The following is a 14,497-nucleotide window of genomic DNA, read 5'->3' as shown; positions in this document are numbered from 1 at the left end:
CACCCTTCTACTATGTAGTATGCCTAAATAATCTACGGTTGAACTACAAAAAAGTTTCAAATTTAATTAAAATAAAATCCGCCTTCAAATCGAAGACGGATTACATACTTCTTATAATGCTCTCTTTGAATTTCTAATCGCTTGAACTGATAATCTGACAAGTAATACTGCACTTAAAAATAAACCTAAGAAAGACACCGTATTTAAATAAACTGCATACGCGGTATTTATAAATTGTGAAATGGCTAAAAGTGCAACTGAAATAATACCAAACGTAATACCGACCATTAATAATATAAAAAGTGAGAACCATTGCGAGATAAACAAAGTATTCTCCTTACCTGAGAACATATCCAGCTTGACCTTCATCTCACCTTTTTCTAATCTTGTTGTAATATGGTCTATTTTTTTAGGCATTTGTTTGAGCATTGGTAACATCATAATCAGTTCTTGTTGTAAATGATCTTTTAGTTCTGTAGGACTTGAAATAGTCACAAAAGATCGTTTGTTTTTTGCTGTAAAGCGTTTTGCTTCTGAGAATAAATCAAAATTTGAATCTATGCCATTTAGCGTACCTTCTAAAGTTATTAAAGCACGCAAAGCTACTCCTACCATTGGATAGAGCTTCAACTCATAATGCTGGATAATAGTAAATAGGGTTTGAACAAGTTCTTCAGTTGATACTTTATCTAAATATTGTAATTGAATGAGCAACTGGCTTAATGCTTGTAATAAACCTTCTTCATCCATTCCGTTAGGACCTACATGTAGATGCTTCAAGCCTTCTAACACAACTTCAGGATCATTTCGTTCAATACCAATAAATAGCGTTCTCAAACCTTTTTGTTGTAAAGGCCCTAGTCTACCAACTGCTCCAAAATCTAAAAATGCTGCCGTGCCATCATTCATGACAAATATATTTCCTGGATGGGGATCAGCATGAAATACCCCCGCTACTAATAACTGCTCTAAAAAGCTATCATAAATCGAACTTAGTAATTTATACCTTTTTTCATTTGTTTTTTCAAACTCATTTTGGTAGTTATAAATGCTGACACCCTGAATGTATTCTAAAACGAGTAAATATTCATTGCTATATTCTTTATAAACATGTGGAATCTTAATTTTATTTTTGCTTTTAGAGAGCGCATTCGAAACTTGTTCCATATTGCGAACTTCCATTTCGAAATTAATCTCTTCAAGTAAACTATTAGCAAAGCCAATTGCAAGCTGATGGAACCCTAAATTTTCAGCCCAAGATGACTCTTCAACTAACCAATTTGAAAAGTGCAATAATATATCTAAGTCTTTTTGCATGACCGTCGTTATATTTGGCCTTAATAATTTTATAACAACCTCTTTGCCATTCTCTCTCAAGATAGCCTTATGTACTTGACCTATAGAACCCGAAGCAATAGGCTGCATATTAAAACTCCGAAACACTTCCGACATCGGTTTTGATAAATCTTTTTCCAGTCTCTTCTTTACTTGCTCAGCCGTCATGGGTTTAACATTTTGTTGCAATGTAGATAATTCTTCTATAAAAACGGCAGGGAAAATATCTTTCCGAGCTGATAAAACCTGTCCGAATTTAATGAAAATACCTCCGCACTCTTCTAACATATTACGAAGTGCTATTGCTAAATAGCGATCATTTTCGTACGTACGCTTATACTTCAACGCTTTACCTATACCATGTTTAAAGGCGATTTGAAATACTTCCACAAGTCTCTTTTGCCGATGAAACCGTCCACGAAATCTTGTGATAATATTTTTTTGTCCTGTTAATCTTTCTCCTTTTGCACCTAGTTGAATAGGATCAAACAGCTCTAAAATTAAATAAAATAACATTGCAATTAATAACATACTGCCGATCCACACAAGTGTACTGACATTCGTTACTGCTTGCACCATGTCTTCGCTTTTATAATCGGTATGACGTAAATACGAATACCAATAGACAAAAGTTGTGAAAGTCAAACTAAATACCGCTGATAATATTCGCTTCATAAAATTCAATTTCGTACCGATTAACCGACCACTGACAAAATAAATAATAAAACCAACCAATAAAAGTTGTAATACAGTCCAAATATAATGCATCGCTTCACCTACATATCCTGTATGATGTCTATAATTAAATCACAAATTGCCATACGATTGCTTGTAAAGTACATCAAAAATAAAAAACTAGCACATTCTTTTTTTGAATGAAACTAACTTGTGAATGCTGCTACTCCACCATACATCCTGTTGTTTTTGCCATTTTCTGGAGACTTGCCCTGGTAGGTGTATCATTTTTACTTCTCCTTACTACATAAAGCAGACAGTTTATATGCTATGTATCTATTACCGTTATTTCATTAAGTACCTTTTGTAGTGGATTTCTCTAAACTAGCGCTCAAAGTGTGTAGCTATATTAAATACATGTCTTCACTTTACTAACTACTAAACCATATTAAACTCTTAAAAAAATGCACAAAAATAAACCGAGAAATCACAAGGATTTCTCGGTTTAGGTCATTTGCAATTTTAATCAATCATGATGTTGCGTGTTTTGAACGTAGGGATTGTCTAGGAAATTAAATTACCACTTACGTTTACGTGCAGCTTCTGATTTCTTTTTGCGTTTTACGCTAGGCTTTTCATAGAATTCGCGTTTTCTAACCTCTTGAATTGTACCACTTTTAGAAACAGTACGTTTGAAGCGGCGAAGAGCATCTTCAAGCGATTCGTTTTTTCTAACGACAGTTTTTGACATCTCTCTTTCCCTCCCTCCGAACACACATCAAATACGAACATTAGCATAAGAGAACATGTTAATGCTGTGTACTAAAAAATTATACCTTATTGATACAAATTGGTCAATACTCATGCTCGAATTAATATTCAGAATCTGATTTTAATCCGTTCATAATTTTTACACCAGAGCTTGCACCGATTCTAGTAGCCCCGGCTTCAACCATAGCTTCTAGATCTTCTAAACTGCGAACACCACCCGAAGCTTTTACACCCATCTCTGGTCCAACTGTTTTGCGCATTAACGCTATATCGGCTGCAGTTGCGCCACCAGTTGAAAAGCCAGTAGAAGTTTTCACAAAATCAGCACCTACTTCTTTAGACAGTTGGCAAGCTACCACTTTTTCTTCTTCAGTTAGCAAACAAGTTTCAATAATAACTTTAACTAAAGTACCATTCGCTGCATCAACAACAGCTTGAATATCAGATTTAACAACATCAAGTTGACCTGATTTAAGGGCACCTATATTAATCACCATATCGATTTCACTAGCACCATTTGCAATTGCATCTTTTGTTTCAAATGCTTTTGTTGCACTTGTTTGAGCTCCTAATGGAAAACCAATAACAGTACAAACAACTGATTTTGCCCCTTCAAGATGTTTTGCTGCTTCTGCTACCCATGTCGGATTAACACAAACCGAAGCAAAGTCATATTTTTTAGCTTCTTGACAAAGAGTTGCAATTTGTTCTTTTGTAGCTTCAGGTTTTAATAATGTATGATCGATTAATAACGCGTAGTTTTTAGTCATGAATGAAAACTCCTTTGATTAAATAGATGTACGTACCTCTTCATATTACCATGATTTATAGTTCACTTACCACTATTATGCTATATACAAACCCACTACTGTAAAAATATTGATTCTGTTAGAAAAAAGTCATTATATCTATTATCCCCACAAGTACAGTTTTATTCTATACCGCCTAAACCTAGCACTAGTAAAGAAAACATCGTTACTGATTTTAACATCCACCATTTTAAAACTATTTTTGTCCAGCTACTCAAGCATTTGCATCTTCAATTGTTGAATTAGCAATGTAATGCCCACATTATAATCTAACGTCATATATTTTAGCGCTATAATATTTAAAATTAAAATATTATAGCGTTTCATCTCCTTATTATTCCAAAGCAAAACTTTACTACCCTTGATAGATTAATAAATAGATGTGGTTTTGAAATAAAGTTTAACCGTTTTAACGAGTCGATACTGACAGAACTAGGTCGACTTTTTTTATATCATTTATTATATTAAGAAATGGAAGGTTTCACACTAAGGAAGGATTCTGTGAAACAAGGATAGTAGACATATTAATTTCAGTATTTAGTCCAATGTTTTTTTCAAGGTAGCCCGTTATTCTGTACTTGAGGTGATTAGATGGAGAATGTTAATCTTCAAGCGATAATGGAGTCAAATACAAAATTCGAAAAAGTATGGGAAAGTATAGACCGAAACCATCGTATATTGTATTTTCAAATTGATGAGGACGATGAGGGTATTCCGGCTCATTTTCACCCTTATGGCGAAGATAGCGCTATCATACTACAGGGTGAGCTTACTTATGATATAAGTTTTAAACATCAAGTAAAAGCTATTGAAAATGAGATTGTATTTGGATGGACGAATTATGTACATGGTTATCACAATAACAGCCATAATCCGTTACATATACTTATATTCGCAACACCTGAACAAAATCCGTGTGTATATGAACAAAACGAATTTATGATATATAAAGATAAGAGCGTTCGAAAGACAAAACTTACTCAACATTTTAAAAAAACCTCTTCCAGTCGTATGATCTTTTCTGTAGGAGTCATTGAAAAATACAAGCCTAATATTTTCGTTTATAATTGGGATACAAAGGAATTAAGAGAAATACAGCCCTGGGAACACTATCCCTTACTGAATCAAGGTTGTTTATATATTTGCTTTCAATAAATAAGTAATAAACGTTTTAAGACTATTTCTAATCAAACTTTTTTAAATCAACGACTGAAATTTTCACATTCATTTGCTACTCTCAAAAGTAAAACCCCGAAAACGAAAATACATTCGTTTTCAGGGTTTATAAATTTGTTGTCAGCTAAATAGTTTAGTTTACTTGTACTTCTTCTAGTACACGTACAAATTGACCTTCAGACTGTGGATAACCAGCTTTCGTTACTTTCACTTTCACTAGTTTACCGATCATCTCTTCGTTGCCCTCAAAGATAACTTTTAAATAGTTGTCTGAATAACCAGCGTAAAGCCCTGCATCTTTTCCTTCTTTAATATGTTCTTCAGGAATGATTTCTAATACTTCGTTTTCGAATTGAGAAGCGTATTCTTTAGCCAGTTGATCATTTAGTGTTAATAAGCGGTGTACGCGTTCGTTTTTCACTTCTTCGTCAACCTGATCTTCCATACGAGCTGCTGGTGTTCCAGTACGTTTAGAGTATGGGAATACATGCAATTCAGCAAATTTGTGATTGTTGATGAAGTTATATGTCTCCATGAATTCTTCTTCTGTTTCACCAGGGAATCCAACGATTACATCAGAAGTAACAGCTAGATGCGGTAACACTTCACGTAATCGATCTAAACGCTCACCGAAGAATTCCATAGTGTATTTACGACGCATACGTTTAAGTACAGTATCAGAGCCCGATTGAATTGGAATATGTAAATGATTTACGACGATATTAGAATCGCGTAAAACTTCTATCACTTCATCGGTTAATTGACTAGCTTCTATAGAACTAATACGTAAACGTTTTAAACCTTTTACATTCTCTTCTAAGTCACGTAATAGTTGGGCTAGATTATAGTCTTTTAAATCTTGCCCATAACCACCTGTGTGGATACCTGTTAAAACAATTTCTAAATAACCAGCATCTACAAGTTGTTGTGCTTGATGCACGACCTCATGCGGATCACGAGAACGCATTAAACCACGTGCCCATGGGATTATACAGAATGTACAGAAGTTATTACAACCTTCTTGGATTTTCAATGACGCACGAGTGCGGTCAGTGAAATAAGGAACATCTAGTTCTTCATAAACTCGGTTTTTCATAATGTTTCGTACAGCATTGATAGGCTGACGTTCATTTTTGTATTGTTCAATATAGCCAATCATTTTTGTACGGTCTTGCGTCCCAACTACAATATCTACACCGGGAATCGCCATAATTTCTGCTGGAGAAGTTTGAGCATAACATCCTGTTACGCAAATAACAGCATCAGGGTTTTGTCTAATTGCACGGCGAATAACTTGTCGACTTTTCTTATCTCCTGTATTCGTAACTGTACAAGTATTAATAACATAGACATCTGCATGATGGTCAAATTCTTTGCGTTCATAACCTTCATCTTGAAACAGTTGCCAAATCGCCTCTGTTTCATAGTGATTTACTTTACATCCTAATGTATGAAAAGCCACTGAAGACAAGGCTCGTCACCTCTTTCATTCAAATTCATAAGAAATTGCGGAAAGAACATATAATGGCGCCGTTTCCGCACGTAAAATTCTTGGTCCTAGTGAAATACATTGACATCCTAATCCTTGTAAAGCGGTAGCCTCTTTTCGAGATATACCGCCTTCAGGACCAAATATGACAAGGATTGATTTATAATCATTCACTTTTTTTAATTGCTCAGCAAACCGAGTTCGTTCTAGTTGTTTAGCATCCTCTTCATCGGCTAAAAAGACAACATCAAATTCAGAGACTTTTTTAAGTAATTGTGAGAAGTTCACTGGTTCTTCAATCGTCGGGATATGCGTACGATGAGATTGCTCCGCTGCTTCCTTAGCAATTTTCTGTAAGCGCTCTTGCTTCTTTTTACCTTTTTTCCCATCCCATTTGACAATTGATCGCTCAGCTTCAAAAGGAAGTAATGCATGCATACCTAACTCAGTTGACTTTTGGACAATTAAATCTAACTTATCGCCCTTTGGTAAACCACAAGCTATTGTTACTCGAATAGGTAGTTCGGGTGATGGCATTACATCGTCAGTCTTTTCTACATGTACGCCCTCTTCAGTAAAGTCCGATATACGACTGATTGTTGCTTCACCATTATGAACAACTATGATTTCATCGCCTACACGCATACGCATCACTTTTGTTATATGATGTGCATCTTCGCCACTAATTATGGCTAATTGATTATCAAAGGATTCGTTTATAAAATATCGTTGCATAGTAACACTCCATCAATTTACTGATTTTCGTGAAATAATTGCTACCCAATCTTCCATCATCATTACTTCTTCGATTATAAAGCCTGCTTTTTCAAGAGATACTTTCACATCGTCCTTCTTTGCTTCAATAATACCCGAAGTAATAAATAGGCCGCCAGGTTTTACGATTGTATAAGCATCATCTGTGAAGGTCATAATGACTTCAGCTAGGATATTAGCAACTACAACGTCTGCAGGCTCTTTAACAGTATCTAAAAGATTTCCTTGCATAACATCAATAACTTCTTCAACCTTATTTAGCTGAACATTTTCAATTGCTGAGCGTACGGCTACTTCATCCAAGTCAAGTGCATGAATATGTTTTGCTCCTAGCAACGCCGCACCGATAGATAAAACACCTGATCCTGTACCAACGTCTACAACTGAGTCGGTAGCTTTAATTGTTTTTTCTAATGCTTGTAAACATAAAACAGTTGTAGGGTGGGTTCCTGTACCAAAAGCCATACCCGGATCAAGTTCAATGATTAGCTCATCACTGTTTACAGGTTCATAGTCTTCCCAAGTTGGCACAATCGTGAAACGGTTAGAAATCTTCACAGGATGATAATACTTTTTCCATGCAGTTGCCCAATCTTCCTCATTCACTTCATTCAATGTCACTTTATTGTGACCAATATTAATGTCATAATTCACAAGATTATTGATGGCAACTTTAATTTCTTCAACAGTTTCACCTAAAAAACTTGTTTCAGCCAAATAAGCTTTTACAATGACACCATCCTTAGGAAAATCTTTAGGATTTAAATCATAAATCTCTCCAAATTGATCTGCACGTTCTTTACCATAATCCTCTGAATCCTCTATCACGACACCGCTTGCTCCAGCTTCGTGAAGAATATTCGAAATCGCTTCAACCGCTTCACTTGTTGTATGGATGGATAGCTCCGACCATTTCACTTGTAGCCAACTCCCTTATTCACCTTTAAATTTGTTTTTAATTTTATCAAACAATGTGCTACCTTGCTCTTCTGGGATATCTCCTGAAATACTAGCAAATTCGCGCAATAATTGTTTTTGTTTTTCAGTTAATTTCTTCGGTGTTACAACGCTTACGATAACATGTTGATCGCCTGTTCCATAACCATGAACGTTCTTGACGCCTTTTCCTTTTAAGCGGAATCTATCTCCAGATTGTGTACCTGTAGGAATTTTCATTTTCACTTTACCATGGACTGTTGATACTTCGATATCATCACCAAGAGCCGCTTGAGCAAATGTAATTGGTAGCTCTAGATAAATATCGTCGCCATCACGTTCGAATTTATCATGTGCACGAACATGGAATACGATGTAAAGGTCACCTGCTGGGCCACCATTCGTACCCGCTTCACCTTGACCACTTACGCGCAATTGTTGACCATCATCAACACCTGCTGGAATTGTAACTTTGATTTTTTTACGTTTTTTAACTGTCCCTGCACCGTGACAAGTTGAACACTTATCCTTGATAATTTGACCGCTACCTTTACAATAACCACAAGTACGGCGGTTTACCATTTGACCAAATGGTGTAGTCACTGTCTCATTGATTTGACCTTGGCCATTACAGTGAGAACATGTGTCTTTTGATGTACCTGGTTTTGCACCAGAGCCATGACAAGTTTCACAATTTTCATCACGAGGAATTTCGATTTCAGTTTCTTTACCGAATACCGCTTCTTCAAAACTAATCGTCATGCGATATTGCAGATCATCACCTTTTGTTGGTGCATTTGGATCACGACGACGGCTTCCGCCACCTCCGCCAAAGAATGAACTGAAAATGTCTTCAAAGCCGAAGCCATCTCCGCCACCGCCACCAAATCCTTGATTAGGATCTTGATGTCCAAACTGGTCATAGCGTGCTTTTTTTTGGTCATCGCTTAACACTTCATAAGCTTCAGCAATTTCTTTAAATTTTTCTTCTGCCCCTGCCTCTTTGTTCAAATCAGGGTGGTATTGTTTTGATAGTTTACGATAAGCTTTTTTAATTTCGTCTTTTGACGCTGATTTTTGAAGACCTAAGACTTCATAATAATCTCGTTTATTCATTTTTCACACTCCGCTCCGTTTGCATAAAATATATTGTAACATGGAAAGAACAAATGGCAAAAAACATTGAAAAAAGCCAAAGCCCGAGGCGGTCTTTGGCTTCTTTCAAAACAACAATGCATAAAATTAATTTGCACCGTTCAAGCGCACTAAAAATGCGCTCTATTTTTTAGCATTATTTGTTATCGTCAACTTCAGTGAAGTCTGCATCGACTACGCCGTCATCTTTTTTATCAGCTGTTGGGCCTTGTTCGCCTTGTGCTGCTTGTTGTTGAGCTGCTTGCTCATATACTTTCATTACTAAAGGCTGAAGAATGCCTTCTAATTTTTCTTTAGAAGTTTTGATGCCTTCGATTTCGCCAAGTTCAATTGCTTTTGTTAGCTCTTCTTTAGCATCTTCTACTGATTTTTTCTCATCTTCAGTGATTTGTTCGCCAAGGTCTGTGATTGTTTTATCTACTTGGAAAACAAGTTGGTCTGCTTCGTTACGAAGTTCAGCTTCTTCTTTACGTGTTTTATCTTCTTCAGCGTGTAATTCCGCTTCTTTTACCATGCGTTCGATATCTTCATCAGATAATGAGCTATCAGACTGAATAGTAATAGTTTGTTCTTTTTGAGTTCCAAGGTCTTTAGCTTTAACGTTTACGATACCGTTTTTATCAATATCGAATGTAACTTCGATTTGAGGTATGCCACGTGGTGCAGCAGGGATATCTGAAAGTTGGAAACGACCTAAAGTTTTGTTATCAGCAGCCATTGGACGTTCACCTTGTAATACGTGAATATCTACAGCAGGTTGGTTATCTGCGGCTGTTGAGAATGTTTGTGATTTAGAAGTTGGGATCGTTGTATTACGATCGATTAATTTAGTGAAAACGCCACCCATTGTTTCGATACCAAGTGAAAGTGGAGTTACGTCAAGAAGTACAACGTCTTTTACATCACCAGTTAATACGCCACCTTGTACAGCAGCACCCATAGCTACTACTTCATCAGGGTTAACACCTTTATGAGGCTCTTTACCAGTTTCTTTTTTCACTGCGTCTTGTACTGCAGGAATACGAGTTGAACCACCAACAAGGATTACTTGATCGATTTCAGAAGCAGATAGTCCAGCATCCTTTAATGCTTGACGAGTTGGAATCATTGTACGTTCAACTAAATCAGCTGTGATTTCATTGAATTTCGCACGAGATAAAGAAACTTCTAAGTGTAATGGACCTGCTTCACCAGCAGTGATGAAAGGTAGTGAAATTTGAGCTGTTGTTACACCTGATAATTCTTTTTTCGCTTTTTCAGCAGCGTCTTTCAAACGTTGTAACGCCATTTTATCTTTAGCTAAATCAATGCCGTTTTCTTTTTTGAATTCAGCAACTAAGAAATCGATAATTTTTTGGTCAAAGTCATCTCCACCAAGAGCGTTATCACCAGCTGTTGCTTTTACTTCGAATACACCGTCACCTAGTTCAAGGATCGATACGTCAAATGTACCACCACCAAGGTCAAATACTAGAACAGTTTGATCTACATCTGTTTTTTCTAAGCCGTAAGCAAGTGCTGCTGCTGTTGGTTCATTGATAATACGTTCAACTTCAAGACCAGCAATTTTACCAGCGTCTTTTGTAGCTTGACGTTGTGCATCGTTGAAGTAAGCAGGAACTGTAATAACAGCTTGTGTTACTTTTTCTCCTAAGTAGTCTTCAGCGAAGTCTTTTAAATGTTGTAAAATCATTGCTGATACCTGTTGAGGAGTATATTCTGTACCTTCTACAGTTATTTTGTAGTCAGTACCCATATGACGCTTAATAGACATGATTGTGTTTGGATTTGTAATTGATTGGCGTTTAGCAACTTCACCAACTTGGCGTTCGCCGTTTTTGAATGCTACAACTGATGGTGTTGTACGTGCGCCTTCTTTGTTAGCGATTACGATTGGTTCTCCGCCTTCTAATACTGATACACATGAGTTTGTAGTCCCTAAGTCAATACCGATAATTTTGCTCATTACATAGTCCTCCTAGATTTTCATTCATTTTTTCTTTTTAGAATTTATTCATTAACTTTAACCATTGCTGGTCGTAGTACACGGTCTTTTAGCTTATACCCCTTTTGTAGCTCTTGTAAAACGATTCCTTGCTCTTTAGAATCATCCTGTTCTTGCATAACAGCGTGGTGAATGTTTGGATCAAACGCTTCTCCTTCAGATGCTACCGGTTCTAAGCCTTCTTTTGTTGTTGCTTCTATTAATGAACGGTATACCATTTCAATCCCTTTTTTCATGGATTCGGCATCTTCCGTTGTAGCTTCAACTTGTAAAGCTCGTTCGAAATTGTCTAATACCGGAAGCAAATCCGTTAACAAATTTTGCGAGCGATACTTCTCTTGTGCCACGCGTTCAGTTTGAGAGCGGCGTTTTAAATTATCGTAGTCCGCACGTAATCGAAGGAAACGACTTTCTGCTTCGTCCAATTTTTGCTCTAGCGCTGTAATTTCTGCTTGATGCTGCTCCTCAACAGTTAGTTCAGGTGTAGCTTCTACAGCTTCAGAATCTACTACGTTTTCATCTTGTTCATTTAATTGTTCTTCAACTACTGCATTTTCTTCTACTGTTTGCTCTTTAGTTTCATTTGTTTTAGACACTTTCCATCCTCCTATAATGTCGCTCTCTACCTCGGTTTTTGTGTCAGTTGGCGCGTTAAATCGCCACTCATAAAGTCGAGTAATGCAACGACACGTCGATAATCCATCCTTGTTGGGCCGATAATGGCTATTGAACCACTTTGTCCCTCACCTACTGAGTAAGATGCTGTGATAACACTGCAATTTTCCATCGCTAAATGATTGTTTTCAGAGCCAATACGAATGTGTATTCCTGATTGGTTCAAAGGGAAAATGGATTGGATTTGAGTAGTTTTTTCCATTAGTTCCATAAGCATTCGAACTTTGTTTATGTCATGAAACTCAGGTTGATTGAACATATTCGTTTTGCCACCATAGAAGATTTTACCTTCTGATTGATGTGCTGTCACGTCTATTAATGACGAAAGTAATCCGTCATAAGTCCCGAGATGTTGTTTTATAACCGCTGCCGTTTCAAGTTCGAGCTTTCTTTGAAGATGCTCTAACGGAACGCCAATTAGTCGTTCGTTTAAAATATTTATGACCTTCTCTATATCCGACGGTGAAAAATCCGACGGTAAAGAGAAAATGCGATTTTCAACATGCCCATTATCTGTAACGATAATAGCGACTGCAGAATCAGTTGTTAAAGGTACAATTGAAAATCGTTTAACTTTATGCAACTGCACATCCGGCCCTAATAATATAGATGTGTATGACGTCAATTCAGATAAAATCGTAGCTGACTTCCGAATTACTTGTTCAGTTTCCATAATCCGATCTTGGAAAACAGATTGGATTTTGTGAATCTCTTTTGTTGTAATTACTTGAGGTTTAAGCAAATGATCCACATAAAATCTGTAACCTTTTTCAGACGGAACTCGCCCCGATGAAGTATGCGTTTTTTCTAGGTAACCTAGTTCTTCTAAATCCGCCATTTCGTTACGAATGGTTGCTGGACTAAAAGTAATACCTTCCTTCTTCGAGATCTGTCGAGAGCCAACTGGTTGCGCTGACATAATGAAGTCATCTACGATTACTTGCAATACTTGTAACTGCCGATTTGTTAGCATGATCATCACCTCTGTTAGCACTCACTAAAGAAGAGTGCTAATACTATATTTAACTTATCAAATCTATTATTTTATGTCAACGGAAACGCATGTGTTTATAGTAAAAATTCTTCAAAAACTTCATTTCCCACAAAACGTCCTTTTTTCGTTAACTTTACAGCGTCTTTATCATTAGATAAAAGCCCCACTGAAACGAGTGATTTTAGCTTTTCATCATATACGCTTTCAATCGTACAGCCAAACTTCTCTTCAAAATGAGATTTAGATATTCCTGCTGTTTTTCGTAAACCTAGAAAAAGTTCTTCTTCAATTTTTTCATTTTGTGTTACTTCATGCGTTTTTAGTATGGGTCTTTCTCCGGATTCTAATGTACTGATATATTTTTTTAATGGAGCATGGTTTGAGTAACGAATGCCATTGACATAACCATGAGCTCCTGCACCAAAGCCAGCGTATTCATCATTGTCCCAATAAATACGATTATGAATAGAAGAATGTCCATCTTTGGCGAAATTACTTATTTCGTATTGATGCCAACCATGTGACTCCATTTGTTGCATCAATTCCTCATACATATCTGCCTCTTTGTCTTCACCAGGCAAGCTCAATTTCCCTTTGTTCATTAAGTTATAGAAAATCGTCTTGGACTCTACAATAAGCGAATATGCTGAGTAATGCGGGAGATTTAAGTCAAAAGCCATTTTTAGCGTTGCTTTCCATTCGTCCATCGTTTGACCAGGTAGTCCATACATTAAATCAATGCTAATGTTCTCAAATCCTATTTTTTTTGCTTCCTTAATCGTTTCAAAAACATCTTCATTGGAATGTGTACGCCCTAGTTTTTTCAATAGTTCTGGTTGAAAAGCTTGTACACCTAAACTTAAACGATTTACTCCACCGTTAAAAAGTACTTTTAATTTTTCTTTTGTTAATTCATCTGGATTTGCCTCTGATGTAAATTCTGTAACATGTTCCATTGGAATATACGTTTTAATCAAAGTTAATAATCTTGAGAGTTGAGCTGGGGATAAAGATGTTGGTGTTCCTCCACCTAAAAAAATGGTTTCTATATGACTAAAAGCCTCTTTGTCTTCAGTCCATAATTTCATTTCCATACCTAATGCTTCTATATATTCATCGACCGGCTGGTTTTTGAAAAACACTTTATTAAAATCGCAATAATTGCAAATTTGATGGCAAAATGGAATGTGTATATAAACGCCTCTAGCCAATCTGATTCCTTCTTTCTTGTCGAAATTTATCTGTTCTTATATAAATTCACTCTTTCAAACACGTAGCTTCATTCTATAGTATTTAAGCTGAAACGCAAAACAATGGAATTATCGTCACTTTAAAACGAAAAAAAGTTACAGCGATAATAATACCCACTGTAACTTCTTTACACTGCTTTTTTATATTCAACAATTTCATGCTGTATATTTGCTTCTTCTTGTTTAATTTCATTTAATTTTTCCTGCATATGAGCCACACGTGCCTCAAAAGCTAAAAGTTCAGCTTCTAGCGTTGCCATTAAGCGATCCAAACGGTCGTTTCCATCACGATAGTCGATTTGAACTCACTCCTTACATTCATTAATCCATAAATTCACTATACATATAGTGTTTAATAAGCTTATCAAAACTTTTGTATTTTGAATACCTCAAATCTCACTTTTTAGCGAAAAATGTCGAAAACTTCCCTGTTTTTATATGATTTTACCTCGT

The 14,497-nt window shown here is 36.3% G+C and carries 13 protein-coding genes; 1 reads left to right on the top strand and 12 read right to left on the bottom strand.

Translation table 11 applies throughout. From position 1 onward, the window contains the following. Positions 1-111 precede the first annotated feature (111 nt). From ACZLO7_RS07385 to deoC, 3 genes are all read right to left on the bottom strand, one after another. On the bottom strand, positions 112-2,103 hold the full coding sequence (locus ACZLO7_RS07385) for an ABC1 kinase family protein (protein ID WP_464938672.1): 1,992 nt from the start codon (positions 2,101-2,103) through the stop codon (positions 112-114). A 484-nt stretch (positions 2,104-2,587) separates the two neighbouring features. Next, a complete protein-coding gene (gene rpsU / locus ACZLO7_RS07380) occupies positions 2,588-2,761 on the bottom strand; it encodes a 30S ribosomal protein S21 (protein ID WP_004227078.1) in 174 nt (57 codons plus the stop codon). A 121-nt stretch (positions 2,762-2,882) separates the two neighbouring features. Further along, positions 2,883-3,551, bottom strand: a complete 669-nt coding sequence (deoC, locus tag ACZLO7_RS07375) for a deoxyribose-phosphate aldolase (protein ID WP_464938673.1) — start codon at positions 3,549-3,551, stop codon at positions 2,883-2,885. A 630-nt stretch (positions 3,552-4,181) separates the two neighbouring features. Between deoC and ACZLO7_RS07370 the strand changes: the two genes are divergently transcribed. Next, positions 4,182-4,745: a cupin domain-containing protein gene (locus tag ACZLO7_RS07370; protein ID WP_464938674.1), complete on the top strand. Its 564-nt coding sequence runs from the start codon at positions 4,182-4,184 to the stop codon at positions 4,743-4,745. A gap of 154 nt (positions 4,746-4,899) precedes the next feature. Here the strand turns inward: ACZLO7_RS07370 and mtaB are convergent, their stop codons facing one another. From mtaB to ACZLO7_RS07325, 9 genes are all read right to left on the bottom strand, one after another. Beyond that, positions 4,900-6,237: a tRNA (N(6)-L-threonylcarbamoyladenosine(37)-C(2))-methylthiotransferase MtaB gene (gene mtaB, locus ACZLO7_RS07365; RefSeq protein ID WP_464938675.1), complete on the bottom strand. Its 1,338-nt coding sequence runs from the start codon at positions 6,235-6,237 to the stop codon at positions 4,900-4,902. Positions 6,238-6,252: 15 nt separating this feature from the next. Then, positions 6,253-6,990 (bottom strand): 16S rRNA (uracil(1498)-N(3))-methyltransferase, encoded by a 738-nt coding sequence (locus ACZLO7_RS07360; RefSeq protein ID WP_464938676.1) that lies wholly within the window; start codon positions 6,988-6,990, stop codon positions 6,253-6,255. A 12-nt stretch (positions 6,991-7,002) separates the two neighbouring features. Beyond that, entirely contained in the window at positions 7,003-7,947 is a 945-nt protein-coding gene (prmA, locus tag ACZLO7_RS07355; RefSeq protein ID WP_464938677.1) for a 50S ribosomal protein L11 methyltransferase, read from the bottom strand. 15 nt (positions 7,948-7,962) lie between these two features. Further along, positions 7,963-9,081: a molecular chaperone DnaJ gene (gene dnaJ, locus ACZLO7_RS07350; protein WP_464938678.1), complete on the bottom strand. Its 1,119-nt coding sequence runs from the start codon at positions 9,079-9,081 to the stop codon at positions 7,963-7,965. 175 nt (positions 9,082-9,256) lie between these two features. Then, the gene (dnaK, locus tag ACZLO7_RS07345) at positions 9,257-11,086 is read right to left on the bottom strand and encodes a molecular chaperone DnaK (protein ID WP_464938679.1); all 1,830 of its coding nucleotides are present in this window, start codon (positions 11,084-11,086) and stop codon (positions 9,257-9,259) included. A gap of 44 nt (positions 11,087-11,130) precedes the next feature. Continuing rightward, the gene (grpE, locus tag ACZLO7_RS07340) at positions 11,131-11,721 is read right to left on the bottom strand and encodes a nucleotide exchange factor GrpE (protein ID WP_464938680.1); all 591 of its coding nucleotides are present in this window, start codon (positions 11,719-11,721) and stop codon (positions 11,131-11,133) included. A 26-nt stretch (positions 11,722-11,747) separates the two neighbouring features. Then, positions 11,748-12,773, bottom strand: coding sequence for a heat-inducible transcriptional repressor HrcA (hrcA, locus tag ACZLO7_RS07335; RefSeq protein WP_464938681.1), 1,026 nt, complete (start codon positions 12,771-12,773; stop codon positions 11,748-11,750). Between the two features lie 95 nt (positions 12,774-12,868). Further along, positions 12,869-14,005, bottom strand: a complete 1,137-nt coding sequence (gene hemW, locus ACZLO7_RS07330) for a radical SAM family heme chaperone HemW (RefSeq protein WP_464938682.1) — start codon at positions 14,003-14,005, stop codon at positions 12,869-12,871. 167 nt (positions 14,006-14,172) lie between these two features. Continuing rightward, positions 14,173-14,316 carry a hypothetical protein gene (locus ACZLO7_RS07325; RefSeq protein WP_464938683.1) on the bottom strand — a complete coding sequence of 48 codons (144 nt, stop codon included), beginning with the start codon at positions 14,314-14,316 and terminating at the stop codon, positions 14,173-14,175. Positions 14,317-14,497 lie beyond the last annotated feature (181 nt).

The sequence above is a fragment of the Viridibacillus sp. d25.2 genome (genome assembly GCF_055456015.2).
The sequence above is the reverse complement of the archived record's forward strand: the minus strand, read 5'-3'. Positions and strand labels throughout refer to the sequence as shown.